Source organism: Acinetobacter sp. ACNIH3 (assembly GCF_002918965.1).
GTDB lineage: Bacteria > Pseudomonadota > Gammaproteobacteria > Pseudomonadales > Moraxellaceae > Acinetobacter > Acinetobacter schindleri.
Genome location: NZ_PQLP01000001.1, coordinates 25,757 through 52,415, shown reverse-complemented (window position 1 = coordinate 52,415; position 26,659 = coordinate 25,757). Strand labels below are relative to the sequence as shown.

General features: G+C 44.5%; 26 protein-coding genes. 11 read left to right on the top strand and 15 right to left on the bottom strand.

All coding sequences use genetic code 11. From position 1 onward, the window contains the following. Positions 1 to 90: 90 nt before the first annotated feature. The 3 genes from C3420_RS00245 (at position 91) to thrC (ending at position 3,534) form a co-directional block, all read left to right on the top strand. The gene (locus C3420_RS00245; RefSeq protein WP_103799971.1) at positions 91 to 906 is read left to right on the top strand and encodes a DsbC family protein; all 816 of its coding nucleotides are present in this window, start codon (positions 91 to 93) and stop codon (positions 904 to 906) included. 127 nt (positions 907 to 1,033) lie between these two features. Then, positions 1,034 to 2,338, top strand: coding sequence for a homoserine dehydrogenase (locus C3420_RS00240; protein WP_004810134.1), 1,305 nt, complete (start codon positions 1,034 to 1,036; stop codon positions 2,336 to 2,338). Between the two features lie 56 nt (positions 2,339 to 2,394). Further along, on the top strand, positions 2,395 to 3,534 hold the full coding sequence (gene thrC, locus C3420_RS00235) for a threonine synthase (protein ID WP_004810136.1): 1,140 nt from the start codon (positions 2,395 to 2,397) through the stop codon (positions 3,532 to 3,534). Between the two features lie 64 nt (positions 3,535 to 3,598). On the opposite strand, the gene C3420_RS00230 is transcribed toward thrC, so the two are convergent. Further along, entirely contained in the window at positions 3,599 to 4,654 is a 1,056-nt protein-coding gene (locus C3420_RS00230; protein WP_026056747.1) for a serine hydrolase, read from the bottom strand. A 223-nt stretch (positions 4,655 to 4,877) separates the two neighbouring features. Between C3420_RS00230 and C3420_RS00225 the strand changes: the two genes are divergently transcribed. Genes C3420_RS00225 through C3420_RS00215 form a run of 3 tightly spaced genes read left to right on the top strand, consistent with a single transcriptional unit; the run spans position 4,878 to position 8,571 of the window. Then, the gene (locus C3420_RS00225; RefSeq protein ID WP_004810139.1) at positions 4,878 to 5,513 is read left to right on the top strand and encodes a response regulator; all 636 of its coding nucleotides are present in this window, start codon (positions 4,878 to 4,880) and stop codon (positions 5,511 to 5,513) included. A gap of 49 nt (positions 5,514 to 5,562) precedes the next feature. Beyond that, complete coding sequence (locus C3420_RS00220; protein ID WP_004896392.1) at positions 5,563 to 7,128, top strand: two-component system sensor histidine kinase NtrB; 1,566 nt, start codon at positions 5,563 to 5,565, stop codon at positions 7,126 to 7,128. A gap of 24 nt (positions 7,129 to 7,152) precedes the next feature. After that, positions 7,153 to 8,571 (top strand): sigma-54-dependent transcriptional regulator, encoded by a 1,419-nt coding sequence (locus tag C3420_RS00215; protein ID WP_103799970.1) that lies wholly within the window; start codon positions 7,153 to 7,155, stop codon positions 8,569 to 8,571. A 26-nt stretch (positions 8,572 to 8,597) separates the two neighbouring features. On the opposite strand, the gene C3420_RS00210 is transcribed toward C3420_RS00215, so the two are convergent. The 4 genes from C3420_RS00210 to lptF form a co-directional block, all read right to left on the bottom strand. Further along, positions 8,598 to 9,770: a S41 family peptidase gene (locus C3420_RS00210; protein ID WP_103799969.1), complete on the bottom strand. Its 1,173-nt coding sequence runs from the start codon at positions 9,768 to 9,770 to the stop codon at positions 8,598 to 8,600. Between the two features lie 21 nt (positions 9,771 to 9,791). After that, positions 9,792 to 11,342, bottom strand: a complete 1,551-nt coding sequence (gene gpmI / locus C3420_RS00205) for a 2,3-bisphosphoglycerate-independent phosphoglycerate mutase (RefSeq protein ID WP_103799968.1) — start codon at positions 11,340 to 11,342, stop codon at positions 9,792 to 9,794. Positions 11,343 to 11,466: 124 nt separating this feature from the next. After that, positions 11,467 to 12,537, bottom strand: coding sequence for an LPS export ABC transporter permease LptG (gene lptG / locus C3420_RS00200; protein WP_103799967.1), 1,071 nt, complete (start codon positions 12,535 to 12,537; stop codon positions 11,467 to 11,469). A gap of 2 nt (positions 12,538 to 12,539) precedes the next feature. Further along, positions 12,540 to 13,640: an LPS export ABC transporter permease LptF gene (gene lptF, locus C3420_RS00195; RefSeq protein WP_103799966.1), complete on the bottom strand. Its 1,101-nt coding sequence runs from the start codon at positions 13,638 to 13,640 to the stop codon at positions 12,540 to 12,542. Positions 13,641 to 13,802: 162 nt separating this feature from the next. Between lptF and C3420_RS00190 the strand changes: the two genes are divergently transcribed. Genes C3420_RS00190 through C3420_RS00180 form a run of 3 tightly spaced genes read left to right on the top strand, consistent with a single transcriptional unit; the run spans position 13,803 to position 16,271 of the window. Then, positions 13,803 to 15,251 carry a leucyl aminopeptidase gene (locus tag C3420_RS00190; protein WP_103799965.1) on the top strand — a complete coding sequence of 483 codons (1,449 nt, stop codon included), beginning with the start codon at positions 13,803 to 13,805 and terminating at the stop codon, positions 15,249 to 15,251. Beyond that, entirely contained in the window at positions 15,244 to 15,651 is a 408-nt protein-coding gene (locus tag C3420_RS00185; protein ID WP_103799964.1) for a DNA polymerase III subunit chi, read from the top strand. The genes C3420_RS00190 and C3420_RS00185 overlap by 8 nt, the downstream gene beginning before the upstream one ends. Positions 15,652 to 15,680: 29 nt before the next feature. After that, entirely contained in the window at positions 15,681 to 16,271 is a 591-nt protein-coding gene (locus C3420_RS00180; protein ID WP_103799963.1) for a hypothetical protein, read from the top strand. A 59-nt stretch (positions 16,272 to 16,330) separates the two neighbouring features. Here the strand turns inward: C3420_RS00180 and C3420_RS00175 are convergent, their stop codons facing one another. The 7 genes from C3420_RS00175 to glnK form a co-directional block, all read right to left on the bottom strand. Further along, positions 16,331 to 16,876: a VTT domain-containing protein gene (locus C3420_RS00175; RefSeq protein WP_004896401.1), complete on the bottom strand. Its 546-nt coding sequence runs from the start codon at positions 16,874 to 16,876 to the stop codon at positions 16,331 to 16,333. Positions 16,877 to 16,985: 109 nt separating this feature from the next. Beyond that, entirely contained in the window at positions 16,986 to 17,645 is a 660-nt protein-coding gene (locus C3420_RS00170; protein ID WP_103799962.1) for a riboflavin synthase, read from the bottom strand. A gap of 22 nt (positions 17,646 to 17,667) precedes the next feature. Beyond that, the gene (locus tag C3420_RS00165; RefSeq protein WP_004810163.1) at positions 17,668 to 18,960 is read right to left on the bottom strand and encodes a DNA adenine methylase; all 1,293 of its coding nucleotides are present in this window, start codon (positions 18,958 to 18,960) and stop codon (positions 17,668 to 17,670) included. Then, a complete protein-coding gene (gene ribD, locus C3420_RS00160) occupies positions 18,957 to 20,045 on the bottom strand; it encodes a bifunctional diaminohydroxyphosphoribosylaminopyrimidine deaminase/5-amino-6-(5-phosphoribosylamino)uracil reductase RibD (RefSeq protein WP_103799961.1) in 1,089 nt (362 codons plus the stop codon). Before ribD ends, C3420_RS00165 begins: the two co-directional genes overlap by 4 nt. A gap of 2 nt (positions 20,046 to 20,047) precedes the next feature. After that, positions 20,048 to 20,515, bottom strand: a complete 468-nt coding sequence (gene nrdR, locus C3420_RS00155) for a transcriptional regulator NrdR (RefSeq protein ID WP_004810168.1) — start codon at positions 20,513 to 20,515, stop codon at positions 20,048 to 20,050. Positions 20,516 to 20,654: 139 nt separating this feature from the next. Further along, on the bottom strand, positions 20,655 to 22,064 hold the full coding sequence (locus C3420_RS00150) for an ammonium transporter (protein WP_004896405.1): 1,410 nt from the start codon (positions 22,062 to 22,064) through the stop codon (positions 20,655 to 20,657). 59 nt (positions 22,065 to 22,123) lie between these two features. Further along, a complete protein-coding gene (glnK, locus tag C3420_RS00145; protein WP_004281042.1) occupies positions 22,124 to 22,462 on the bottom strand; it encodes a P-II family nitrogen regulator in 339 nt (112 codons plus the stop codon). Between the two features lie 276 nt (positions 22,463 to 22,738). On the opposite strand from glnK, the gene C3420_RS00140 reads away from it, so the two are divergent. After that, positions 22,739 to 22,966 (top strand): accessory factor UbiK family protein, encoded by a 228-nt coding sequence (locus C3420_RS00140; RefSeq protein WP_004810171.1) that lies wholly within the window; start codon positions 22,739 to 22,741, stop codon positions 22,964 to 22,966. Positions 22,967 to 23,030: 64 nt separating this feature from the next. After that, positions 23,031 to 24,518: a YifB family Mg chelatase-like AAA ATPase gene (locus tag C3420_RS00135; protein WP_103799960.1), complete on the top strand. Its 1,488-nt coding sequence runs from the start codon at positions 23,031 to 23,033 to the stop codon at positions 24,516 to 24,518. A 59-nt stretch (positions 24,519 to 24,577) separates the two neighbouring features. On the opposite strand, the gene C3420_RS00130 is transcribed toward C3420_RS00135, so the two are convergent. The 3 genes from C3420_RS00130 to C3420_RS00120 all read right to left on the bottom strand — a co-directional run bounded on the left by C3420_RS00130 (position 24,578) and on the right by C3420_RS00120 (position 26,493). After that, positions 24,578 to 25,357 (bottom strand): TorF family putative porin, encoded by a 780-nt coding sequence (locus C3420_RS00130; protein ID WP_103799959.1) that lies wholly within the window; start codon positions 25,355 to 25,357, stop codon positions 24,578 to 24,580. 372 nt (positions 25,358 to 25,729) lie between these two features. Beyond that, positions 25,730 to 26,032 carry a hypothetical protein gene (locus tag C3420_RS00125; protein WP_103799958.1) on the bottom strand — a complete coding sequence of 101 codons (303 nt, stop codon included), beginning with the start codon at positions 26,030 to 26,032 and terminating at the stop codon, positions 25,730 to 25,732. Positions 26,033 to 26,175: 143 nt separating this feature from the next. Further along, positions 26,176 to 26,493, bottom strand: a complete 318-nt coding sequence (locus C3420_RS00120; RefSeq protein ID WP_004810182.1) for a TorF family putative porin — start codon at positions 26,491 to 26,493, stop codon at positions 26,176 to 26,178. Between the last annotated feature and the right edge of the window lie 166 nt (positions 26,494 to 26,659).

Below are 26,659 nucleotides of genomic sequence, written 5' to 3'. Positions count from 1 at the left end.
CTGACCACGTGTACAGAGAAGTTCAACCTGCAAACTATTTTTTTGTTATGCTAGGCATCTATTTTTATCTAAGAACAAAAAGGGTTATCCATGACATTTGCCCGCTCCAGTCTGTTTATCGCATGTATGCTTGCTGCAGGTTTCAGTCTTACTGCTTGCTCCAACTCTAATCAAAACGATAAAAAGTCAGATACTTTAACTGCAAGTGCACCAGCGACGGGTGAAGCATCTACCGTATCAGAACGTAATGCTCAGCAACGTCTGATTTCAACCCTGGAAGGTCACTTCAAAAAGGCTGGTATTAAGGCAAAAATCACTGGCGTTAAAACCACTGAAGTACCAAATCTGTTCTGGGTTAGCTTGGAAGGCATGTCGTCTGTCTATGCGACCAGTGATGGTAAATACATCATTCAGGGTGATGTGATCCGTCTGGGTGACAAACAGCTGCATAATGTCAGCGAAACCCTGCAATCCGATGTAAACAAGAAAATCTTTGCAGCACTAAAAGCCGAAGACCTGTTGATTTACCCTGCCAAAGGCAACAAAGCCAAGCATGTTATCTATGTCTTTACCGATGTTAGCTGCCCGTACTGCCATAAATTCCACGAACAGATGGATGAGATGAACAATAAAGGCATTGAGGTACGTTATATCGCATGGCCACGTGGTGAGCAGCATATGCCAGCCATGGAAGCAATCTGGTGTAGTGCCGACCGTCGTGCTGCCTTTGATACCGCTATTGCCGGTGGATCAATTACACCAGCAACCTGTCAAAATCCTGTGAAAGATCAATATCAAATGGGTCTGAATATCGGTGTGAACGGTACCCCGGGTGTCTATAGTTCAGAGGGTGTTTACCTGGGCGGATACATGTCGACTGCTGAACTTTTGGACCGTCTTAAATAACTCATTTTAATAAGTTATTTTACTTTATGTTATACATAAAGATATTCTGAGATCACCCTAGAGTCAGCGCGTTTTTTTAGCTATGATCTAGGCTCTCGTAAAAAACTGTTTATATTTGGAGTGTGACGTGAAACCAGTTCGTCTGGCAATCCTCGGTCTTGGTACTGTGGGTGGTGGTGCCCTTAAACTATTAAAACAAAATGCTGCTGAGATTAAACGTCGCACCGGTCGTGAAATTCAAATTACTTATGTGGGTACTCGTCGTCCGCGTCCTGACCTGGAACTTGATGACAGCATCAAGCAAAGTGCTGACCTGCTAGAGATCGTACGTCAGCCAGATGTTGATGTGGTGGTTGAAGTGATGGGTGGTATTCATCCTGCCTATGAAGTCATTAAAGAAGCCATCCTGCATGGCAAACAGGTTGTGACTGCGAACAAGGCTTTGCTCGCTGAACACGGTAATGAACTGTTCAAACTTGCTGATGACAACGCTGTGCAAATTGCTTACGAGGCAGCGGTAGCAGGTGGCATCCCGATTATTAAAGTCATGCGTGAAGGCTTGGCTGCCAACAAAATTGATTGGCTGGCGGGCATCATTAACGGTACAGGTAACTTCATCCTGACTGAAATGCGTGACAAAGGCCGTGCTTTTGAAGATGTACTGAAAGAAGCGCAAGAACTGGGTTATGCTGAAGCAGATCCAACCTTTGACGTTGAAGGTATTGATGCCGCACATAAACTAACCTTACTTGCATCAATTGCATTTGGTATCCCGCTGCAATTTGATAAAGTCTTCACCGAAGGCATCAGCAAAATCACGGCTCAAGATGTAAAATATGCTGAAGACTTAGGTTTCCGTATTAAACACCTCGGTATTGCTCGTCGTACAGAAACAGGGATTGAACTTCGTGTTCACCCGACCCTGATTCCTGAGGAGCAACTAATCGCCAATGTAAATGGCGTGAAAAATGCAGTCCTGGTACAAGCCAATGCCGTTGGCCCTACACTGTACTATGGTGCTGGTGCTGGTGCTGGTCCTACAGCATCTGCTGTAGTCGCTGACGTGGTGGATATCGTGCGTGACATCTCTTACACTGAGGATGGCGCAGGAACAATTCCACAACTGGCTTTTGAAAGCTTAAGCGACTTGCCAATTCTTCCTCGTGAAGAAATGACCACAGGCTACTACATCCGTATTAACGCTGAAGATCAAACCGGCGTTCTTGCAGAAGTGACCTCTATTCTGAGCCGTAACGGTATTAGTATTGATGCCATCATGCAGCAATCTCGCTTAAAAGACCTTATTCCTATCGTGATCCTGACTGATCCAGTCAAGGAAGCGAAAATGGATGAAGCGTTAAAGCAAATTCAAGCTCTTCCTGTCATTCATGGCGAAATTGTGCGAATTCGTTTAGAATCGCTTGATAATTAATCGGGTTGAGGGGGTTACTCTCCTCACCAAGCTCTACACACAATTGGAACATCATCATGTCGAATGCCAATCGTTATACTGGTTTAGTTGACCGCTATCGCGACCGTTTACCAGTGTCTGCAACTACCCCTGCTGTTTCTCTAGGCGAAGGTAATACACCACTGATTAAGCTTGCGAATATTCCGCGCATTATTGGCAAAAATGTTGAAATTTATGTGAAGTACGAGGGCTTAAACCCGACTGGTTCATTTAAAGACCGTGGTATGACCATGGCGGTGACCAAAGCCGCTGAAGAAGGCTCAAAAGCGATTATCTGTGCCTCTACAGGTAACACCTCTGCTGCTGCTGCTGCCTATGCTGCACGTGCAGGCATGAAAGCGTTTGTGTTAATTCCTGAAGGCAAAATTGCCATGGGTAAAATGGCACAAGCGATGATGTATGGCGCGATCACCATGCAAATCCGCGGTAACTTCGATGACGGTATGCGTCTGGTGAAAGAAATCGCGGATAAAGCACCTGTGACGATCGTGAACTCAATCAACCCATACCGTTTGCAAGGTCAAAAAACCATTGCTTACGAAATCGTAGATGAGCTTGGCCGTGCACCTGACTACCACTGCCTACCTGTCGGTAACGCAGGTAACATCACTGCACACTGGATGGGTTATACCGAAGCCGTGGCCAACCAACCTGCTGATCAGTTTGAGCAAGTGGTTTATGATCCTGCAACAGATGCGTTCACTGGTCCTAAACCTGAAGGCCTTCCGACAATGGTCGGTTACCAGGCGGCTGGTGCTGCACCGTTCCTACGTGGTGCGCCAGTAGAAAACCCTGAAACTGTGGCAACTGCAATCCGTATTGGTAATCCACAAAGCTGGAACCATGCCAAAGCAGTTGTTCGTGATTCTCAAGGTTGGTTCGACGAACTGACTGATGCTGAAATTCTTGAAGCACAACGTCTACTTTCCATGTACGAAGGTGTATTCGTAGAACCTGCTTCTGCAGCGTCTATCGGCGGTGCAATTCGTGACATCAAAGCTGGCAAGATTGCTGAAGGCTCAGTAATTGTTTGTACTGTGACAGGTAACGGTCTGAAAGATCCCGATACTGCAATCAAACAATGTTCTGATGCAGTAATGCTGTCGATCGATGCAACATTGGATCAAGTACGCGATTCTATTCTGTCTAATATGTAAGAGACAGAATCAAAAAGCCCTGCATCTGCAGGGCTTTTTTATGACTTAAATATTTTATAAAAGCTTAAACACGCTGTTTCGGCAAACTAGACACCCAAGTCATGAGACGTGTTGCATCATTGGTACGTGCAGCAGATGAATCTGCTCCAAGCAACACTACGACTACTGGACGGTTATTTAAGGTGGTATGCATCACTACACAACGTCCAGCTTCATTGATGAAACCGGTTTTAGAAATATTAATATTCCAGCCACCATTACGTACCAGCGCATTGGTGTTATTCGATTTCAACACACGGTAACCCAAGTTAAAGTCATAACTTGCTGTGGTTGAGAACTGTCGGATCAAGCCGTATTGCGAAGCGGTGTTTACCAGAATCCCCAAGTCTCTTGCAGATGACTTATTGCCCGGATGCAATCCGGTAGATTCCAGAAATTTACTTGAATTCATACCCAATGCTTTGGCTTTACTATTCATGGCAGAAATAAAAGCACTACGACCACCTGGATAGGTACGTGCCAACGCTGCTGCAGCCGGGTTTTCAGATTTCATCAGTGCAAACAATAAAGCTTCCGCACGATTCATCGTGTCTCCGACACGTAATGTCGAGCTTGAACTCTTACAACCTGAACATGAAAAATCACCCTGTTGTAGTGTGATTTTTTCATTCATGTTTAAACGCGCATCAGAGATTACCACTGCTGTCATCAGCTTGGTAATCGATGCAATCGGCACTGCTGTATTACTGTTCTTGCTATACAGCACTTCACCGGTCTGCGCGTCCATTACCAGCGCTGAACGCGCATTGACAGATGGCTGCGTGCCATAGGTCTTGGTATCCAGAATCTGTACAGTTTTGGCAGGTTCTTGTACTGCTTGACCATTCTGACTACGGATGGTCGTGGTGACTGTCGTAGAGCCAAGCGGAGAAGGCTCATCATCGGCATCCGATCCATCACTCAAGAACTGGTTGGCCTGTTCAGAAGACCAGCTCAGGCTAGACTGAGGGGCCGCTGCTGACGAATTCATGATAATTTCAGCAAAACTCGTCGTCGTACTCATGCTGACTGCCAGCGACAGACCCAGTACATGCATCAAAGACTTATGTGTTTTCTTCACTATTCCTTCACCCAACTTACGAGGTAAGATTGATTTGCGTATTACCTCTAATATGGCTTACATTACATTTACCACAATGCAGAACAATTATTGATCTCTACACTGCGTGATACAGTTCAATATGACATGTCTGTAGGATTGCTAATTTTGTAGTTTCATTGCAAGCTTATTTTGCGTTGTGTAACAAAAAAAATGATTTTTTTTCATCTGAGGGAGAGTATACGTGATCACAGTTTTAGTTGTAGATGACCATGAATTGGTGCGTACTGGCATCTGTAGAATGCTTGAAGACCACACTGATGTTCAGGTCATTGGACAAGCTGAATCTGGTGAAGAAGCAATTACTCTGGTGCGTCAGCATCATCCGAATGTAGTGCTCCTGGATGTGAATATGCCGGGTATTGGTGGTGTTGAAACTACGCGTCGACTGTTACAAACAGCCCCTGATACTAAAGTTATCGCTGTCAGTGGTCTTGCCGAAGAACCTTATCCATCGCTGTTACTCAAAGCAGGTGCTAAAGGCTATATCACCAAAGGTGCACCTGTTACCGAGATGGTACGTGCTATTAATAAAGTCATGCAGGGCGGCAAATACTTTAGTGCAGATATTGCCGAGCAATTAGCGAGCTCTTATTTATCTGACACACAGCAATCCCCATTTGATTCCCTGTCCGAACGCGAAATGCAGGTTGCCATGATGGTCGTCAACTGCATTAGTGCCCAGGAAATTGCGGATAAACTTTTTGTGAGTGTTAAGACTGTAAATACCTATCGTTATCGTATTTTTGAAAAACTTAATATCGACAGCGATGTGAAACTGACCCATCTAGCAATGCGCTATGGTCTGATTAAACCTTAATATTTTATGCCCTCTATTTAAGAAAACTTAAAAAAACAAAAAAGGTTCTATGTCGCAGCGATCTTCTTATTCAGAGCTTAACCAATATCTGCTGGGCACTTGGTATGCGGCATACCGCCTGATCATCAGTACTGGTTTACTGCTGATTTTCGTGCTCACTTATCCTGAGCACACCAGCGATTTAGAATATCCCAAGCTGTATCATTATGTACTGAGTAGCTTCATTGCTATCGCCTTGATCCAGCTTTTTGTTCTGAAGTATTTTAAGAAATTTGTTCAGCAACAGCTGACCGGTATTTTTATTGTCGATGTCTGTGCACTCAGCCTGCTGACCTTGGCCACGAATGGCACCAATCTACAGCTCAGTATGCTATTCGTGATTACTATCTTTGCCGCTTCCATTTTACTGAATGCACAAAAAGCGCTGGTGATTACCTTGATTGCGGTCATCAGTGTGATTTACCAGCATTTCATCACCAGCCTGTTTACCCTTTCCTCTCTGGGTAATATCGGCAATAGCGCCATATTGGCTTTCATGTTTTTTGTGGTCTATGGCATCGGGCAAATTGCAGTCCGACGTTTCCAGATCTTGGAAAATGTCAATTTTTCCCAGTCCATGGAACTTTATCGTCTACAAAATATTAACCGTTATATTCTGGAACAGATTGAGACTGGTTATCTGGTTCTCGATGAAAACTGTCATGTGGTGCTGAGTAATCCTGCTGCCTGCCACTTGCTTGGCATCCAGCAAATGTATGCACATGACACGTTTCCATTGTACCAGTCACAACCAGATCTGTTTGAGTTGATCCGCTTTGAAGATCTGGAAAATGGCGAACGCTTTCAGTTCGAATCCCAGCAAAGCCGTTTCAATATTCATGTTCAAGTACAAAAACTGATTGTACCGCATCAAACTTTAATGTTGCTGGTGCTGCAAGATGCGCGAAAACTTAATCAACAAGTCCAGCAATTAAAACTGGCGGCACTCGGGCAACTTTCTGCCAGTATTGCTCATGAGATTCGTAATCCGCTTGCAGCGATTGTTCAAGCCAATGATCTGTTACCTGGTTGTGAACAGGACCAGCAGCAGGTGTTGCATGGCATGATCAGCAAGCAGGCAACACGAATCAACCGGATTATTGAAGACACGCTGAATATGGTGAAGAATAAAGAGACTCATCCAGTATCTATTCAGCTGAATGAATTTATTCCACAATGTATCCATGAGGATTTGGCTGATATTGCTGATCAGATTAAGCTGAATATTGATATGCGACTGGATATCCAGTTTGATGAAGCCCAGCTACGTCAAGTATTGGTCAATTTATTGCGTAATGCCGTGCGGCATAACGATCCAGCCGTAGGCTATGTAGAATTAAAAGTTCATCCTTATGAACATAAAGTCTGGATTGATGTACGGGATTTTGGTCAGGGTGTGGCGCCTGCCGATCAGAGTCTGCTGTTTAAACCATTTTTCAGCACTTCAATTAATGGTACAGGACTAGGGCTATATTTATCCCACAGTTTCTGTGAGGCCAATCAGGCCCAGCTGAATTATATACAACAAGAACAGGGTGCCTGCTTCCGGATTAGCTGCCAGCGCATCACTGTTTAATTTTTGAATTTAAGGGGAAAGAGTGTGGAACAACAACCACTGGTACTATTGGTCGATGATGAAGAAGATCTCTGTACGCTCATGCAGATGTCGCTCATGCGTATGGGAATTCGCACGCATATCGCCCATCGTCTGGAGGATGCTAAAAAACGCCTGGCAGATCATCAGTATGATGCCTGCCTTACGGACTTGAATCTACCTGATGGTAATGGCTTGCAGCTACTGGAATTTATCAGTGAGCATCATCCTTACCTACCGGTTGCTGTGTTAACTGCCTATGGCAATATGGATATTGCCATTGCTGCACTCAAGGCAGGTGCCTTTGACTTTGTCAGTAAGCCGATCAATCAGAAACATCTGGAACAGTTACTGCAAAAAGCACTAAATAAGCCTGTAGATTACCAATCCAATCAGCAAGATACCCTAGAATATAAAATGCTGATTGGTCAGTCCAAGCCGATTCAGCAATTACGTACGACCTTGCATAAAATTGCCCGCTCTCAAGCCCCGGTATTTATCACCGGTGAATCTGGAACTGGAAAGGAAGTAGTGGCAAATCTGGTCCATCGCCTCAGTAACCGGAGTGAAGGACCCTTTATTGCCATTAACTGTGGCGCAATTCCAGCTGAACTGATGGAAAGTGAGCTGTTCGGGCACAAGAAAGGCAGCTTTACTGGCGCCATGCAGGACAAACAGGGGCTGATCCAGTCTGCACATGGCGGCAGTTTATTTCTGGATGAAATCGCAGAACTTCCACTCAGTATGCAGGTCAAACTGCTACGTGCAGTACAGGAAAAACGGATTCGCCCTTTAGGTTCAGATATCGAAATTGATGTGGATTTTCGCGTCATCAGCGCCAGTCATCAGGACCTGGAAGCACAGGTACAGCAAGGTAAATTTCGTCAGGATTTATTCTTCCGCATTCATGTGATGGATCTAGTGTTGCCACCATTACGTGAGCGTGGTAATGACATTCTGCTGCTGGCTGAACACTTTATTCAGAAGATCTGTCAGGAATGGCAAATCCCTGTGAAACGCCTGACTGAGCGTAGCAAAGAGCAGTTACTGACTCAATACTATTCAGGAAATGTCCGGGAATTGCGTAATATCATCGAGCGAGCAATTACCCTCAGCGATGAAGACACAATTGATATCCAGCATTTGCAAACTGCACCTTTACGTCAGAGTTTTGTGACTTCCGAAATCACATCGAATATAGCATCCGAATCGAGTAACACTACTGACACTTTTATCGTACCAAAAAAACTGCCTGAAGAAGGTCTTGAACTGTATATGGAGAAAATCGAGAAAGAAATTTTGCTAAATGCATTGAATCTGACTCACTGGAACCGTACGCTTGCCGCAAAAAAGTTGGGCATGTCTTTCCGATCGCTGCGTTATCGTCTGAAGAAATTTGGGCTCGATACCGATGAAGAAGAATGATTGATGAGGGGGCTATGCCCCCTTCATTATTTTTGTAAAAGCAATAGTTCAGTAATGTGATCCAGATAACTTTCTTCCCTCATCTCCACGCCAAGCGGATAACTGAGGTGAGGCTGCACACCAAGACCCTCAATACGCTGACCGCTTGGGCTGAAATATTGCGATACCGTCATCTGTAACGCCGCTCCATTACTGAGAGGAAACAGTTTCTGTACCACACCTTTACCATAGCTTTTTTCACCGACCACCCAGGCACGGTTATGCTCTTTCAAGGCAGCGGTAAAGACTTCAGCTGCCGAGGCAGAACGGTTATTAATCAAAATTCCAATTTTCAGATTCTGAAATTCAAATCCAGGTAAAGCCTGAAACTGCTGATCCCCTTCTGCCCGGCTTTTGGTCGAGACAATAATGCCCTGATTCAGGAATAGATCCGCAGACTCTACCGCTGCCGAAAGCAGGCCACCTGGATTATTACGTAGATCAAATAACACGGCTTTTAAACGTTGACTGGAATAGCTGTCAATAATTCGTTTAATTTCGTTGGCTGTGTCCTGCTGGAAGACCTTGACCTGCAAGACCAGCACCTGATTATTATGCAGGGTCGATTTAATCTCGGTATCTACTTTGATATTACGAACCAGCGTCACCGGCGTACTTTGCGCAGAAAGCTGAATGCTTAAAGTAGAGCCTATCGCGCCACTGAGCAAATCCCGAACCTGCTCGCGCTTCAGCGTATTTAAGATCTGATCATCAATCTTGTAAACAGTCACGCCATTACGCAATCCCTGCTTGGCAGAGTCGGCATCCGGACTAAGTCCCTGCACCATCCACTGCTTCAATTGCGGATTAAACTGCAGGTCAAAATCGATACTGGCTAGATCGCCTTCGGTATATTGACGGAGCTGTTTGAAGTCTTCTGGAGAAAGATAACGGGAATAGCGGTCTAAACCACCGACCAGACCACGAATTGCCTGTTGGAATAATGCATCGTCATTTTTATCTTGAATATAATTATCTTTGACAATGCCATAAATCTGCACGAATTCCTGAATCGAAGAAACCGGAATTTCGCTATAGGTTTGCTGGTCCATGACCATATCATCGAGTACCGGACCCTGAGACCCAGCACTCCATGCCGAATGGCTCAAACACATCAGTAAACTTGCGAGTAAAACTGACTTCTGCTGTGATTTTGCCATTCTTTATCCTATTGATATTTTTTATGAAGCGTTCAGCTCAATTAAGTTACGGCCCTGCATTTCTGCCGGCACTGGAAGTTGCATCAGACTTAACAATGTTGGCGCCACATCCGCCAGTACACCGCCTTCTGCAATCGTTGCCGAAGTTGGACCCACATAAATAAACGGAACCAGTTCAGTCGTATGTTGGGTATGCACCTGACCACTTTGATAGTCCTGCATCTGCTCAACATTACCATGGTCTGCAGTAATAATCATATGGCCTTTTTGCGCCATCACTGCTTCATAAACACGACCTAAGCAAGTATCTACTGCTTCCACTGCTTTGACTGCTGCATCAAATACGCCGGTATGACCGACCATATCGCCATTGGCATAGTTCACCACCAACAGGTCAAACTCACCTGAGTTGATTGCTGCAACCAATTCATCGGTCACTTCGTATGCACTCATTTCCGGTTTCAGGTCATAAGTTGCTACATTTGGAGATGGAATCAGGATACGTTTTTCACCTGGATATTCATCTTCACGGCCGCCACTGAAGAAGAAAGTCACGTGTGCATATTTCTCAGTTTCTGCGATACGTAACTGGGTTTTGCCCAGATCTGATAAATATTCGCCAATCGAGTTCACCAGCGCTTCTGGCATATATGCTACAGGCGCATCGATCGTTGCCTGATAACGGGTCAACATCACGTATTTCGCCAGATTTGGCACAACTTTGCGTTCAAAACCGGTAAAGTCTTTCTCAACAAAAGCACGGGTTAATTCACGCGCTCGGTCCGCACGGAAATTCATGAAGACTACGCTATCGCCGTCCTGAATCGCAGCCACATCACCGATACGGGTCGCTTTCACGAATTCATCAGACTCATCTGCTGCATATGCCTGTTCAAGGCCTTCTACTGCAGTGGCTGCCGTACGAACTGCTTCACCTTCAGTCAGCAAACGATACGCCTGTTCCACGCGATCCCAACGGTTGTCACGATCCATGGCAAAGTAACGGCCAATCATGGTGGCAATACGGCCTTGACCTGGATATTGAGCAAAAACAGCATCTAATTTTTCTAATGATGGTTGTGCACTTTTCGGCGGCGTATCACGGCCATCAAGGAAAGCATGTAGATAGACTTTGGCACCACGTTTTAATGCCAGCTCTGCCATCGCCACGATATGGTCTTCATGTGAGTGCACTCCACCTTCAGATAACAGGCCCATAATGTGTACGGCACCATTTGATGCTTTGGCTTTTTCTACCGCATCAATCAGTACTTCATGCTCAAAGAACGCACCGGTACGGATGTCTTTGGTAATACGGGTAAAGTCCTGATATAACACACGGCCAGCACCCAGGTTCATATGGCCGACTTCAGAATTACCCATCTGACCATCAGGCAGACCGACATCTTCACCAGAACCAGAGATCAAACCATGCGGATGCTTTTCCTGCATAGCAGTTAAATGAGGTCGTTTAGCCGCTAAAAACGCATTGTCTTCGACCGCTTCGCGATGACCCACACCATCCATAATTACCAATACGTGAGGGATTTTGCCAGCAGTTGCATCCGTCATAATGAATACTCTTGTTCGTTTACGAATTAATCGTTCTATTTTAACTAATTTTGCAGTGAGAGGCCATGACCGCACTATGGTTTAAGCCTCTCACTGCGATTGATTTCTTCTATTTTCTTGTGGCTTAGCGTGCCCGATGCAGTAGATAACCACCAATTGCAAACATGATGATAATTGGAATAAACACAAACCATGCGGGCGACAGCGCGTAGACCAGACTCGCATAACCCAAGAAGTCCTGCAGATAGAAGAAGCCTAAACCTGCAAATAATGCGATCACCAGGCGAAAGCCCATGGATTGTTGACGCAGCGGTCCAAAAATAAAGGAACAGGCGATCACCACCAGTGCAATCAGGGCAAATGGCGAGCCGACTTTCTGCCAGAAAGCCAGTTCATAGGTCTTTGGTACCTGGCTATATTCATGCATATAGCTCATGAAACTGACCAGTTGACTAGGCGATAGATCCTCCGGGTCAATGGTCACCATATGCACATACTTCGGTTGCAGCGCTAAGGCCAGCGGCTGTTCGGAATGTGTTATCAGCGTGGCATTACCATTCTGCAGAATATTCATTTCCTGCGTATTCTGTAGAGTCCACGCACCATCCTTGATAAAGTCACCCTGCTCGGCTTTTAGCGTACCGCGCAGACGATAATCTTCATCAAAGTCCAGCATCTGTACATTTTTTAGCTCGCCTTTGGCATTAGCATAGTCAATATAGATAAAACGCTGACCTTCACGGGTCCAGTAGCCTTTAACCTCACCAATTTTTACAGGCTTGTTGTAGCTCTTTACCGCTTTGGCCTGCTCATTGGTATACGGAATTACCCATTCACTTAAAGCAAAAGATAAAATCACCAATAGTAATGCCGAACGAATCACCCAGCCGACAATCCGCCACAGGCTAACCCCGACCGAACGCATCACAATCAGCTCACTGTTAGAAGCAAGTGTACCTAAGCCGAGAACAGCACCAATCAGTGCAGAGATGGGTAGGATTTCATACAGATAGTTTGGCGCACCCCACAGCACATATTTCAGTGCCTGCCAGGCGCCATAGCCTTCTTTTAATGAGCCTAATTCACCCAAGTAAGTAAATAATACCTGTAGACCGGCCAATACGGCTGTTGCACCGAGCATAGCGAGTGCAGTAGTTCCGGTCACATGTTTTGCAACGATACGACGTGCCAGCATGATTAAGACCTCGCTCGTTGAATCTGTTTCTTGATTTTCGGCGCCAGCTTTTGCTTACGTGCAAATAGAGCAGCAGCAATACCATAGAAAATCAGGACCATTGGATAAGCCCAAATCCCCATTTCCTCTTTACTGACGCGCGTTTTTACTGCCATTAAAGCTACAATCAGGCTGGCAAAGATCAAGAGTGCTGGAAAGAGTTTAAGATAACGCCCCTGACGTGGACTCACTTCAGACAAGGCATTGGCCAGCATCAGCGCCGCAATAATCGCAAATGGTACAAATACTCGCCAACCGAGCTCACTGGCGACCACAGGATCATCGCGGTTTTCCCAGAGTTTCGAAGTCGGCAAGGCTTCAACTTCAGCACTTTCAAACTTGGCTTCTTTGTCATTTTCCAGACGCAGACGATAAGTCTCAAATTCCGCTTGGGTATATTTCGGCATGCCGGCAAAGATTTCATAACGGCGACCATTGACCAGATCCACCACATTGGCGGTGTCCCCTGCCACTTCTACACGGGTCGCTTCTTGCGCCAGAATCATGACATCTGGTTTGCCTTTATGTTCTGCACGTTGATAGAAAAAGATATCTTTCAGGTTTTTACGGTCTTCAGACAGATCACCTGCATAGATGGTATAGGGTCCAGAGGAAATAAATTCTTTCGGCCGTACCAGATCAAAACCCGTCCGTACTGCCTGCTCATTGGTCAATGCTTCAAACTGACGAATACCCCACGGTGCCGCCCAGAGCATTAAAAATGCCTGAACGACTAGAAATACTAAAGTCATCGGAATGAGTAATCGTGCCAGCTGATTGCGACTGACCCCGCTACCATTCATGACTGCCATTTCATGATCGACATAGAGCCGGCCAAATACCAGCATCAGACCAATAAAGAAACCTAAAGGTAAAATCAGGGTCAGGAATTCAGGCAAACGATAACCAATAATACTGAACAGAATGCCTGCATCCAGACGTCCTTGTGCTGCCACACCGAAGTACTTGATCAGTCGACCACCCATCATGATCAAGGTCAATAAGGCAATCACAACCAAGGATGTTGATACAACTTGCTTGACCAGATAACGCCGAATAATCAAATTAAATCTTCCAGAATACAGGGTAAAAACTTGTCATAGTTTACCCGAATGTTAAGCTTAAAAATATAAAACCAATACTTGAGTTGAACATTGAAACCCTGTTCAGGAAATTGTTTCAATGGTTTAATGGTTGCAAATTTTATAAGGCTTAAATAAACGCATATGAAACTGACAATTAATACGTCATTCCAAGAGAATGCATCCAGCCAATATCTGTTAATTCTTGTGGATTCTGAGCAACTTCAGCAGTCAGCTGCCACTTATCAGATTAACAAGTTCGAAGAAATCACCACAGCGACACAATATAAAGCAGGTCTAAATGAAACCCTGGCATTAGTTGGTAATGTTCCAGCAAGTACCAACGCCTGTCTGGTTGGCTTGGGCAAGACTGCTGAACTACAGCCGGGCAAACTGGCGAAAGTTGCGCAAACTATCGTAAAAGCAGCACAGAAAAAATTCCAGCAGATCAGCGTAGACATTTCTGCCCTGCCAGTCCAATTTCATAACATTTTTGCACTATTGCTGACCCAGGCTGCGTACGCTTTTGATGAATTCAAATCCAAGAAAAATGAATTTGTACTTGAGCAAATCAACCTGATTGCGACCGATAGTTCAATAACTGCAGAACAGCTGCAATTGCTTCAGGCAGTGCAAACCGGCCAAAACTTAGCACGTGATTTAGGTAACCGTCCAGGCAATATTTGTTTCCCGGAATACCTGGCGGAACAGGCACTGGCTTTAGCAGCTGAATATCCAGAACTGCTTAAAGTGAATGTACTGGATGAACAGCAAATGGCTGATCTGGGAATGCACTCTTTCCTGGCAGTGAGCAAAGGTTCAGACCGTCCAGGACGTATCATTACCATCGAATATCATGCAGAACGTAGTGAAGCACCTGTGGTTTTAGTCGGCAAAGGGATTACATTTGATACTGGCGGTATTTCCCTGAAGCCAGGTGCCGGCATGGACGAAATGAAATACGACATGTGTGGTGCAGCTTCCGTGCTGGGTACCATGCGTGCATTATGCGAATCTGGTTTAGATATTCATGTTGTGGGTACCATTGCCGCTGCTGAAAACATGCCATCTGGCAAAGCAACCCGTCCAGGCGATATTGTCACCACGATGAGCGGTCAAACGGTTGAAATTCTGAATACTGATGCAGAAGGTCGTCTGGTACTCTGCGATACTTTAACTTACGTAAAACGCTTTAACCCTGCTCTCGTGATTGATATTGCAACTTTGACCGGGGCCTGTGTGGTTGCACTGGGTTCAGTCCTGACTGGCATGTTCACGCCGGATGATGAACTGGCCGCTGAACTCGAAGCTGCTGGTCAAACTTCATTTGACCGGGTATGGCGTATGCCAGTATTGGATGACTATCAGGAGCAGCTGGATTCTCCATTTGCAGATATTGCCAACATTGGTGGTCCTAAAGCCGGCTCTGTGACTGCAGCTTGCTTCCTGCAGCGTTTCACCCGTGACTACCGCTGGGCACACCTAGATATCGCAGGTACAGCCTGGAATTCAGGCACCAATAAAGGTGCAACAGGTCGTCCAGTGCCATTATTAATGCAATTCCTGGCGAACCGTGTTCAAAAGAATGGCTAAAGTCAGCTTTTATTTATTTGAAAAAAGCCCTGAACGGCAGGTCGAAAGTACCTGCCGTTTATGCCGCAAGATTCTGCGTCAGCCGGAACGGATCTGGTTACTCTGTGGCGATGCTGACTTGCAGCAACAGCTGGATGAACATCTGTGGACGTTTGATCCTACCGGTTTCATCCCGCATGGTATTGACCAGCCACAGGCCAGTGTCTGTATCTCTGCAAGCTTGCCTGAGCAACAAGACTGGATTATCTTTAATTTTAATCCTGAAGCACTTGAACCTTACGCTAAATTTAGTCACATTATTGAGATTATTGAAAACAATGAAACGGCCAAGCAACTCGGCCGTGAAAAGTTTAAGCAATACCGTCGACTGGGTATTGAGCCGAAAACTTATAAACTGTAGCCTTACTTAAACCTCATAAGGAGATGCCCGTGGCATTAAATGTTGGTCCAGATTTCAAACAGCGCTGGTTAAATGTGCCTGAAGCTGTGCGTCAGACCTTTATTGATGACCTCGCGCGTATCTGCGACGTACTTCAGCCAGAGACGTCATTGCAGGAATGGTTGGCACATGACCAGCAAATGCAAAAAGAATCCGAGCGTAAAATTAAAGCTGCCTATGCACAACGTAAAGCGGAATTGATTGAAGAAGCACGGATTCGTAAACAGCAGGCCCTTGAAAAAGCGCTGGCAGATAAGCGTGCTCAGGAGCAGGCGTATATCGAGCAGATGAAGCTGGATGAAGAACGTAAATATGCAGAGCAGACACGTACCCTAGAATTATTACGGGACAGCCTGAATGCTGAAGTCCTGAATTATACGGCACGTTTTGAGCAAAATCGGATTTTAAATTCCGCCCAAATCAAAATTGATGATACTGAGATTCTGTCAGAACTGGAAAGTACCCGATTACGTCTGGAACTTGAAGCCGAAACTGCGATCGAGGAAACTTTGGTACAGCTGCATAACCGCTTACGTACTGCAGCCCGTGAAGAAATTGATTACATTCTGCAAAAGCGTTAATTGACTTAGAAATAAGCCTAGAAAAGCCCACAAAGGTGGGCTTTTCTATTTATTCACATCTAGAAAAAATCTGCCAGCATAAAGGCGGCATTACCTGCCATATAACCTATGCCCAGTAAGCTTACAATCCACAATACGCCTCCAGCCAGATTGTAAAGCGTAAAAGTCATAAAACTCATATGACCCGAACCGGCAGCAAATGGAGCAAACGAACGTACAAAAGGAATGAAACGTGCAATCAAGATGGTTTTGCCGCCATGCTTCATAAAATAATGATTGGTCTTAGTCAAATATTCGGGTTTAAAGAAACGCGAATGTTGATTGAAATATTTTAAGCCTAACACTTTACCAGTGTAATAATTGACGGTATAGCCCAGCACTGCCGCAGTAAATAGCAGTAATCCCATAGAATGTAGCGTAATCAAATCGCTACTAGAACAGAGCGCACCGACTGCAATTAACAGGCTATCTCCCGGCAGGAAAAAGCAAAATACAGATCCCGTTTCTGCAAAAATCACCAGGAATAAAATGGCATAGATCCACACCCCATATTGCTCAAGCAATATTGGCAAAGACTGTTCCAGGTTTAGTAAGAAATCGAGCATTCGACCTGTCCGCTGGAGTTAAAATCGTAAAGTGAAGTCAGGATTATCCCGAAAAATAAAAAAACAGTCTAATTTTTCAATTAGACTGTTGAGTCTTTAGGCAGTTTAGTTATTTTAAAAAGCCATGTTTAGCTAAAAAATCCATACTGATTTTTGACTGTGGTGTGGTTTCAGCAGCCTTGTCACCCAGCAACAAACGCTCGATATAACGTGCCAGCACATCGACTTCCAGATTGACTTTGGTCCCGACTTTCCAGGTGCCAATATTGGTTCGTTCAGCGGTATGTGGAATCAGGTTTAAACTGAGGATATTGCCATGCAGATGGTTAATGGTCAGGCTGATACCATCTACTGTCACTGAACCTTTCTCTGCCAGATACTTGGCAATTTCAGCAGGTGCTGTCACTTCAAAATAGATGGAACGGGCATCAGAATGCACTACCGTGATTTCGCCCACCGCGTCGACATGACCAGACACAATATGGCCACCAAAGCGTGTGGTTGGCAGCATTGCTTTTTCAACATTTACAGGTTGACCCGCTTTCCAGTTACCGAGTGTGGTTCGATTTAAACTTTCTCGAGACACGTCTGCAGCATACCAGTTGTCACCCCAGTCAATTACAGTCAGGCAAATGCCATTGGTGGCAATTGAATCGCCCAGATGGACATCCGACATATCCAGATCAGTCTGAATACGTAAGCGTATATCGCCGCCAACATTTTGCAGGCTTTCGACCTTACCAAGGCTTTCAATAATACCTGTAAACATTTTCTATTCCTTTTTTATGCTTTTACCAGAGAGCTAGCTGCGTACTCACACTGGTCGTATCGACACCACCCAGTTCTGCATAATGGTGTAACTGACCTAACAATTGACGGATCGGTGGCCCAGACTTGGCATGTGTGTCGGTAATCACAATAAATTCCAGTACACGAGCACGTTCAGACTGGCGCTGCTTGCTGACACGGTAACGCGGCACATCTTGAGTTAGCAAGGTCACACGGCCACGTTTCAGATTGGCCTGCAACAGATCTGTCGCACTGATATTACCATCGGTTGAATAACTGGTCAGAATAAAACGTGCGTTGATGGTTGCCAACAAGGTTTCATAGGCTTCCTTGGCATGCTTGGACGAGTTGTACTGACTTGGACGCTCTTTACGCCAAGCACGGTCAATCCCGCTCTTAAAGCCTTTGGTATCGGGTGTCGGTAGATCAACCTGATCCCAGAGGGTTAAAGCATTCAACACATGATAGTTACTGCTATAGGCATGCTGGTTATATGGTGGATCGAGATAAGCAACATCCACTTCAAAGCCACTCATCTGATTCGCCAGATGCTGGGCATCGACACACCACATTTCAGCTGCAGGACCTTTATGCTTGTTATCCTCACAGAAACGGCTTGGTGTTAACCAAAGCAGCGATTCAATACGTTCCAGCGCGGTCTGGGTTTTACCGCCCCAGCCATGATGGAAGCTCTTAAATACGCCTGAAGTATTGCTGACAAAACTGGCTGAATATAGAAGTGGTGCCAATAAAGCACTCATTTCCACATCATCAATTGCGCCTTGGGCTTGCCAGGTGGCAATCTGCTGGCGTATCGCATCAATACGCATGCCATTACGGCGTTTGAAGAATAAACGGTCGCGGGTTGGGTCATAGATTTCATCATTGCGCGGACACAGATTATGTGTCACCCAGCCTTTGACTTCTGGTAAACGGTTCAGATAATCAATCGCTTTTTGATAGCCACCGAGCTCTTTAAAGGCAGGTGCTTCGGTACAAGCTAAAACTGCATGATTGAGTGCATGACTATACGGTTCCCAGTCATTGGCAATCACCCGATAGCCATTCTGACGGGCCAGACGTGAAACCACCCCCGAACCTGCAAAAAAATCGGCAAAAATCGGCGCACGGCCATCTTCACGTTTTAGGGTTCCCGTGCTCTCAAGTGCTTCCAGAATTAAGTGTAGTAAACGGCGTTTGTTCCCCAGATAAGGAACCAGCTGATGGAAAAGATATTCATCTGTGGTACGTGCCGCATGGCGACGTTTGTGGTAAACCGTAGACTCTGAATTCATAGTGTCTCTTGAGAAGGAATTAACCTGAAGCGCACGTCATCACCCAAACGGGTCACGTCCTGCAATTTGTATCGAAGTTGTTCTGCCATTTGGCTAAATTCTGCATTAAACATACTACGCGCAGTTTGCCCCAATAGAGTCGGTGCAACATAACTGATGAGTTCATCCACCAGTTGTGCCTGTAGAAATGCAGTAGATAAAGTCGCTCCTGCCTCAACCAGCACGTCATAAATCTGATGCTGCTGAACCAGGTACTGTAATAATTCTTTTAAAGACTGAATCTCAAGCTGGATCACACCGAGATCGGCCAGTTCCTGACGATAAGGTCCCATCACCATCACAGTTTCCGGTTGTTCGAGAATCTTGGCAGTGAGTGGCAAACGACCTTGGCGATCCAGAATAATCCGTTTTGGCTGAACAATCATGCTGATGTCATCAACGCCTTTCAGGCTACGGACATTGAGTTGGCAATCATCGGCCAATACTGTTTCAATCCCGGTAATGATCCCACCAGAAATCGCACGCCAGTGCTGGACGTCCTGTCGAGCCTCTATACCGGTAATCCATTTCGATTCACCCGAAGCCATGGCTGTACGACCATCTAAACTCGATGCAATTTTCACACGCACATACGGCATCCCAGTCGCCATGGCTTTAAGAAAACCATAATTGAGTGGATGTGCTTCATCTTCACAGATGCCCACTTCAACGTCGATACCAGCATCTTTCAGGATCTGTACACCTTTTCCGGCGACCAGTGGATTTGGATCAGGACAAGCCACGACGACTTTAGCTACGCCAGCTTCAACCAGACCTTTGGCACATGGAGGTGTACGACCATAATGCGCACAGGGTTCTAAAGTCACATAAGCGGTTGCACCATGGGCCTGCTCGCCGGCCTGACGCATTGCGAAGACTTCAGCATGTGGTTGACCCGCTTTGGGATGAAAACCTTCGCCCACTACTACACCATCTTTAACTATGACACAGCCAACGTTTGGATTCGGTTTGGTGGAATACTGGCCCTGACGTGCCAGTTCGATGGCACGGCGCATCCAGATTTGATCTTGAGTTATTTCAATCATGCTTATTCTTGTAATTCGCCGCGTTGCTGCATCTGTTCGATCTGACGACGAAAGGCTTCAACATCCTGAAAGTCCTGATACACCGAAGCAAAACGCACATAAGCCACATGATCGAGGGCAAATAGAGACTGCATCACGATTTCACCAATAGTGCGTGACTTGACATCACGTTCACCCAGACGGCGAATTTGAAGCTGAATATCACTGAGCACCGTTTCAATCTGTTCTTGTGTCACTGGACGTTTCTGTAAGGCATGCATCAGTGAGCGGCGTAATTTAGCTTCATCAAAGGGTTCATTCTTGCCATCGGATTTGATGACCCGCGGCATCACCACTTCATAACTTTCAAAGGTGGTAAAGCGTTCATTACAACTGACACATTCACGACGACGGCGAATCTGGCAACCTTCAGCGGCCAGGCGTGAATCGATCACTTTACTGTCTGGTGTATTGCAAAATGGGCAATGCATAGCGGTTTAATTGAACAAATCCTGATGATTAGCGAGTGTAGCAAAAATTCTGAACTTTGTAGAGTGTTACGCAATATATAGAAAAAAAACAGCCCTGACGGGCTGTTTCACACAATATATTGATTATTGTTTTAGTAGATTATTCGACACGTTCGCCGTGTTGGCTCAAGTCCAGACCCATGCGCTCATCATCAGAAGAAACACGGATACCAATGATCAGATCGATCACTTTCAGGATAATAAAGGTCAAGATTGCAGAGTAAGCGATTGTTGCCAGTACCCCTTCAATTTGTACCCATAATTGATGCATTACATTGGTTGGTGCACCGTCGCCCATGATAAATTCGCTGGCAAAGAATGCAGTCAGAATCGCACCGACAATACCACCTACACCATGCAGACCAAAAGCATCTAGAGAGTCATCAGCCTTAAGCATACGTTTCAGTGCAGTAATACCCCAGAAACATACTACACCACCGATGAGACCCATCGCTAAAGCACCACCTACAGTCACGAAACCAGCTGCTGGAGTAATCACCACTAGACCTGCAACCGCACCCGATGCACCACCTAATACAGATGCTTTACCACGTGCAATTTTTTCAGTAATTAACCAAGAGATCGTTGCTGCTGCTGCTGCCACTTGTGTAACCACGAGTGCATAACCTGCTGAACCGTTTGCACCCAATGCTGAACCACCGTTGAAACCAAACCAGCCCACCCATAGTAAGCTTGCACCGACTACAGTAAGCGTCAGATTGTGTGGTGCCATAGATTCGCGTCCTAGCCCCATACGCGAACCCAGCATGTAGGCTGCAACCAGACCTGCAACACCTGAGTTAATGTGTACGACTGTACCACCAGCGAAGTCCAGTGCACCGTCACTGCCTAACCAGCCGCCGCCCCATACCCAGTGAGTAATTGGCGCATAAACCAGAATCACCCAAAGTGTGATGAATGCGATGAAAGCACCAAATTTCATACGTTCAGCAATAGAACCGCTAATGATGGCAACCGTAATAATCGCAAAAGTCATTTGGAAAATGACAAACAGGATTTCAGGAATGGTGCCTGACAGCGCTTCAGTCGTAATACCGGACAGCATAAATTTATCCAGGCTACCGATAAAGGCATTACCTTCACCAAATGCCAGGGTATAACCAATCACGACCCAGACAATACTGACTACTGCGGCTGCTACAAAGCTATGTGCCATAGTACTCAGTACGTTTTTCTTACGTACCATACCACCATAGAACAGGGCTAAACCTGGAATGGTCATGAGTAAAACTAGGGCTGTTGACGTTAAAATCCAGGCAGAGTCACCTGTATCCAGTGTGGCTTCTTCTTCTGCAGCTGCCGCTTCTTCAACCGGTGCTGTTTCTACTGCTTCCACAGCAGTAACTTCTGTAGTATCTGGAGTTGCAGTTGCATCAACTAAAGCAACTTCCTCGGTAGGAACGGCTGCTGATGCGGCTTCTTCAGCCCAGGCAACAGAACCGCCCAAAAGTGCGCTGGACAGACCCAACGCGAGTAGTATTTTTTTCATTCGTATCCCCCAACCAAGTTTTTGTGAGTTATTCGCTACTCAGCAAACTTTGTGCCAAATTAAACAGCGTCTGCACCTGTTTCACCTGTACGAATACGGATGACCTGTTCCAGATTTGTTACGAAAATTTTTCCGTCACCAATTTTGCCTGTGCTTGCTACACGCGTAATTGACTCGATTACCGCGTCAACCATTTCGTCGCTGATCGCGATTTCAATTTTGACTTTTGGTAAGAAATCAACAACGTATTCAGCGCCACGATAAAGTTCAGTATGGCCTTTCTGACGACCGAAGCCTTTGACTTCAGTCACAGTGATGCCTTGAACGCCAATTTCAGACAATGCTTCACGCACATCGTCTAATTTGAAAGGTTTTACAATTGCAGTTACGAGCTTCATGTTTGTTTTCCTTCGGCTTATTTCACCAGTAAGGTTTTATGTTCAAATTTCATGCCAAGATTTCTAAGGTCGGGGGAAATTAGAAAGCTCGACATGCGGTTTCCCTGAATATTATTTTATACTCATAAATCTTTTGAATCTTCAAATTTTAGTCATTTTTATGTGGTCTTTTATGATAATAATTATCGATTAATCCCATATTTTGTCTGAAATACTATAGTCTTGATTCTTGCGGTGTTAAACTGTGCGCTTATTTCCATCTCTATGGACCACACAATGATTGAAACTTTATTACAAGCAATCTTGCAGCAAATCGAAGAACCAAAAAAAGATCTGGAACATAATCTTCGGGCTTTATTAAACGAAGCAGTAAGTAAAATGGATCTGGTTTCAAAAGAGGAAATTGAACGTCAGCGTACAGCCTTAAATCAGGCCAATCAGCGTTTAAATGAGTTGCTCAAACAAGTCGAATCACTTGAAGAAAAGATATCGAACAAAAAATAAGCACCAGTGAAGTGCATAAAAGACAAATAATGAACAATAATAACGCACCAAAATGGAACAATAAATGTCTTTTGCTAAAATCCATACCCGGGGATTGCTGGGACTACATGCCCCTTTAATAGAAGTTGAAGTTCATGTTAGTCAGGGCATGCCCTCCTTAACTATTGTTGGACTGCCCGAAGCGGCGGTTCGGGAAAGTAAGGATCGGGTTCGTTCTGCTATTTTGAATAGTGGCTACCAGTTCCCGACCAAACGCTTAACTATTAACCTGGCTCCTGCTGACCTGCCCAAAGACGGTTCACGTTTAGATCTGCCAATTGCTTTAGGGATTCTGATGGCATCAGGGCAATTACCTGAAAACTGTACTGATGGAATGGAATTCATTGGTGAACTTGCTTTAGATGGTCAACTCCGCCCCATCACTGGTACGCTTAGTATTGCGATTGCCTGTCAACAATCGCAGCATGAACTGATTCTACCTAAAGAAAATGCTCAGGAAGCCTGTCAGTTACCTGATTTTCGGGTATTTGCCGCTGCTCATCTAAAAGAAGTTTGTGATCATTTAAATAGACTCACACCTTTAGCCCAGATGCAAGCCCGACCACAGGTGAATCACTCAGATTCTCGCTTTGATTTAGCCGATGTCAAAGGCCAGCTGCGCCCAAGACGGGCTTTGGAAATTGCTGCTGCAGGTGGACATTCTTTATTATTTAGAGGACCTCCTGGAACCGGTAAAACTTTACTGGCTTCGCGGCTAGCCAGTATCTTGCCGCCTCTCAATACTGAAGAAAATCTTGAAGTCGCCAGTATTTATTCTATTGCCAATAATAGTCATACTTTTGGACAGCGTCCTTTCCGCGCGCCACATCATACCGCGTCTGCAGTTGCCCTGGTCGGTGGAGGATCGCATCCTAAACCAGGTGAAATTACGCTGGCACATCTAGGTGTGTTATTTCTCGACGAACTGCCGGAATTTGACAGGAAAGTTCTTGAAGTATTGCGTCAACCTTTGGAATCCAAGGAAATTGTGATTTCGCGTGCCTCTCGACAAATTACTTTCCCAGCCAACTTTCAGCTGGTTGCAGCGATGAATCCCTGCCCTTGTGGTTATGCCTTTAATCAGGATATTCGCTGCCAGTGTTCTCCAGAAATGATCAAGCGTTATCAGAACCGGATTTCTGGGCCATTACTGGATCGGATTGACCTGCATATCGATGTGCCTCCTCTGCAAGCTCATGAATTACAATCTACACAGCCGGTAGAAGATTCTGCAACCGTTAGGGAGCGTGTGATAACTGCCTACGAACTGCAAATACAAAGACAGAACAAGCTGAATATGGCATTAACCCCAAAAGAATTAGAGCAATTTGCGCCACTAAATGCTCAGACCAGTAAAATGTTTGAACTTGCCCAACAAAAGTTAAATTTATCTGCCCGTGCTTATCATCGGGTATTACGAGTAGCACGAAGCATAGCTGATTTAGCTGAGAATTCAGAAATTCAGCCTCAGCATTTATCGGAAGCTTTATCTTATCGAGGTCAGCAAAGCTAAACGATTGGACAATAAAAATAAAAAAAGGCGACATTTGTCGCCTTTTTTCTATTAAATAATTAGAAGCTGTAACCTAGACCTAGGACAACTTTATTTTTTTGTTTTATATCATTACGGTCATAACCACCTAAAATATAGTTCATGCTTGCAGTCACGCCAGTATCAGCAAGTGCTTTACTCAAACCGATATCAAAGTGGCGGAAACTAAATGTATCAGCAGCTTCAATTGGTCCATTCTTATCATATAGATATAAACCAAGTGCTGTATCTAAACTAAAATCTTTAGGTAAAGCATAGCTATAAGATGCTTTTAGATAAGTATCACCTGCATTACCCCAATCAAGATCTTCAAGTAATGTTTGCGCAGTGATACCTAAATCTTTATAGGTCAAACCCAACATGGTTTCAAAACCGTTTGATCCAGAATTACCAATATCATAGTAATAATAGTACGTTAAACCTGCTGTATAACCCCAGTCATCATTGATTGAACCGCTATAGCCTGCATAGAAATCGTTTTCGAAAGCATTAGTGACTTCACCTGTTTCAACTTCTACTAATTCACCTGCTGCATTTTCAAAAAGATCTGTACCTGCAGAATATCTTAAAGTTGATCCCCACCATCCAGCATAAAAACCTGAAGCATGGTTATAATCTATACCACCATTAATTGTGGCATCTTTATTTTCAGGTGTATTTGTAATACCACGCAAGTTATAGCTCGATAACACACCGATATTGCCAGATACTGAGTGCGGAGATGCAGGCTCATCTGCAAAAGTAAAACTGGATGCTGAAGCTACTGCTGCAACTGCTAAAGCTTTTAAAGTGAATTTCATTGTTAGATTCCCCCAACCGTCCGCAGACGTTTTTAGTTGTGTTTTTAAACTCACCTTAGGCTGTGCAATAGCTATGCCAACCCATAAAAAGGAAAATCCAAATTAGCTACAAAAGTTTTTTATTTATATAAATATTTGATTTTAATCATATATATTAAAAATTAAAATTTAAATTGGTTTAGGTTAAAAGATAAAATCAAGAAAAAACTGAAAAATAAAGTACTTGCGCTATTCCCCTGCATGTCTAAATATTCGCTTACAACTTGCTACTTTTTGAAGCTATATTTTATATAGATAAATTTTTATGCATAAAAAAGGTGCATAATATTTAATCAAAATGACACACCTTGCAATCACTATTTTCAGCAAAACCTAGAAATTAAAGTTTGCACCTACGACAATATGATTATCGAAATCTATGTCATCACAACCTTTGCCGCCATAGACATAGTCCAGACTTAATTCAATTCGTTTTGCGACTGTTTTACTTAGTCCAATCCGTGCTTCATTAGAACTAAAGCTTTCTGTGGTCTGAATCAGTTGATCATCACCGCTAGCGTTATACAGGGAAGCACCTACTGACGTATTCAGGTTAAAGTTTTGCGGTAATGGATAGCTATAAGCTGCACTGAGATAAACATCTTCTGCATTTGCATAGTTAACATCTGTCAGCATAATATCTAAACCTAAGCTCAGGTCGTTATAAAACACGTCATTCAGTATCTCAAAATCAGTAGTACGCGCTTATCTGGGCCATCTTTACTATAAACTGTCCCATCATTTTGATAGTAATAAGATACGATCTAGGATTAGTAGCTTCAGTTCTCATTCAGCGCTCGGCCATAACCAATATAAAAGTCATGCTCAAAACCATGATCCTGATTTGCATCAGAAGAATCATAATTTAAGGTTGAGCCCCAATAGCCCAGGAATCTCCCGCTGTTGTGTGTATATTCCAGTCCAAACTGTACCAATGGATCATCATTTTCCTCACCACCACGGTAAATATATTTGTTCATGACACCAATAATTGCGCTAAGTTCACCCCTAGATAGATTTTGGGTATCTTCAGCAAAAGCACCTGAAGTCATGGTAACAAGAAGCACAAGCAAACCGAGTTTTGGCAGTTGAGACATACATGCCCTCATTTACCAGGTTTGAATAAACGGGGGGTTAAGAATATGAAAAACGTGAATAATAAATTTTTACCAAAAGGTTTAAAAATGAAAATGGATGACTGTGAACTAGTCTAAATAGTGAATTGCAGTATAAAGGAAAAATTTAAAGTATTGTTAAAGTGGA

What these genes read in the sequence shown, in the direction of transcription:
- C3420_RS00245 (WP_103799971.1), top strand. Translation starts at nt 91, where the DNA reads ATGACATTTGCCCGCTCCAGTCTGTTTATCGCATGTATGCTTGCTGCA.
- thrC (WP_004810136.1), top strand. Translation starts at nt 2,395, where the DNA reads ATGTCGAATGCCAATCGTTATACTGGTTTAGTTGACCGCTATCGCGAC.
- C3420_RS00220 (WP_004896392.1), top strand. Translation starts at nt 5,563, where the DNA reads ATGTCGCAGCGATCTTCTTATTCAGAGCTTAACCAATATCTGCTGGGC.
- C3420_RS00210 (WP_103799969.1), bottom strand. Translation starts at nt 9,770, where the DNA reads ATGGCAAAATCACAGCAGAAGTCAGTTTTACTCGCAAGTTTACTGATG.
- gpmI (WP_103799968.1), bottom strand. Translation starts at nt 11,342, where the DNA reads ATGACGGATGCAACTGCTGGCAAAATCCCTCACGTATTGGTAATTATG.
- lptG (WP_103799967.1), bottom strand. Translation starts at nt 12,537, where the DNA reads ATGCTGGCACGTCGTATCGTTGCAAAACATGTGACCGGAACTACTGCA.
- C3420_RS00190 (WP_103799965.1), top strand. Translation starts at nt 13,803, where the DNA reads ATGAAACTGACAATTAATACGTCATTCCAAGAGAATGCATCCAGCCAA.
- C3420_RS00185 (WP_103799964.1), top strand. Translation starts at nt 15,244, where the DNA reads ATGGCTAAAGTCAGCTTTTATTTATTTGAAAAAAGCCCTGAACGGCAG.
- C3420_RS00175 (WP_004896401.1), bottom strand. Translation starts at nt 16,876, where the DNA reads ATGCTCGATTTCTTACTAAACCTGGAACAGTCTTTGCCAATATTGCTT.
- C3420_RS00170 (WP_103799962.1), bottom strand. Translation starts at nt 17,645, where the DNA reads ATGTTTACAGGTATTATTGAAAGCCTTGGTAAGGTCGAAAGCCTGCAA.
- C3420_RS00165 (WP_004810163.1), bottom strand. Translation starts at nt 18,960, where the DNA reads ATGAATTCAGAGTCTACGGTTTACCACAAACGTCGCCATGCGGCACGT.
- ribD (WP_103799961.1), bottom strand. Translation starts at nt 20,045, where the DNA reads ATGATTGAAATAACTCAAGATCAAATCTGGATGCGCCGTGCCATCGAA.
- nrdR (WP_004810168.1), bottom strand. Translation starts at nt 20,515, where the DNA reads ATGCATTGCCCATTTTGCAATACACCAGACAGTAAAGTGATCGATTCA.
- C3420_RS00150 (WP_004896405.1), bottom strand. Translation starts at nt 22,064, where the DNA reads ATGAAAAAAATACTACTCGCGTTGGGTCTGTCCAGCGCACTTTTGGGC.
- glnK (WP_004281042.1), bottom strand. Translation starts at nt 22,462, where the DNA reads ATGAAGCTCGTAACTGCAATTGTAAAACCTTTCAAATTAGACGATGTG.
- C3420_RS00140 (WP_004810171.1), top strand. Translation starts at nt 22,739, where the DNA reads ATGATTGAAACTTTATTACAAGCAATCTTGCAGCAAATCGAAGAACCA.
- C3420_RS00135 (WP_103799960.1), top strand. Translation starts at nt 23,031, where the DNA reads ATGTCTTTTGCTAAAATCCATACCCGGGGATTGCTGGGACTACATGCC.
- C3420_RS00130 (WP_103799959.1), bottom strand. Translation starts at nt 25,357, where the DNA reads ATGAAATTCACTTTAAAAGCTTTAGCAGTTGCAGCAGTAGCTTCAGCA.
- C3420_RS00125 (WP_103799958.1), bottom strand. Translation starts at nt 26,032, where the DNA reads ATGCTGACAGATGTTAACTATGCAAATGCAGAAGATGTTTATCTCAGT.
- C3420_RS00120 (WP_004810182.1), bottom strand. Translation starts at nt 26,493, where the DNA reads ATGTCTCAACTGCCAAAACTCGGTTTGCTTGTGCTTCTTGTTACCATG.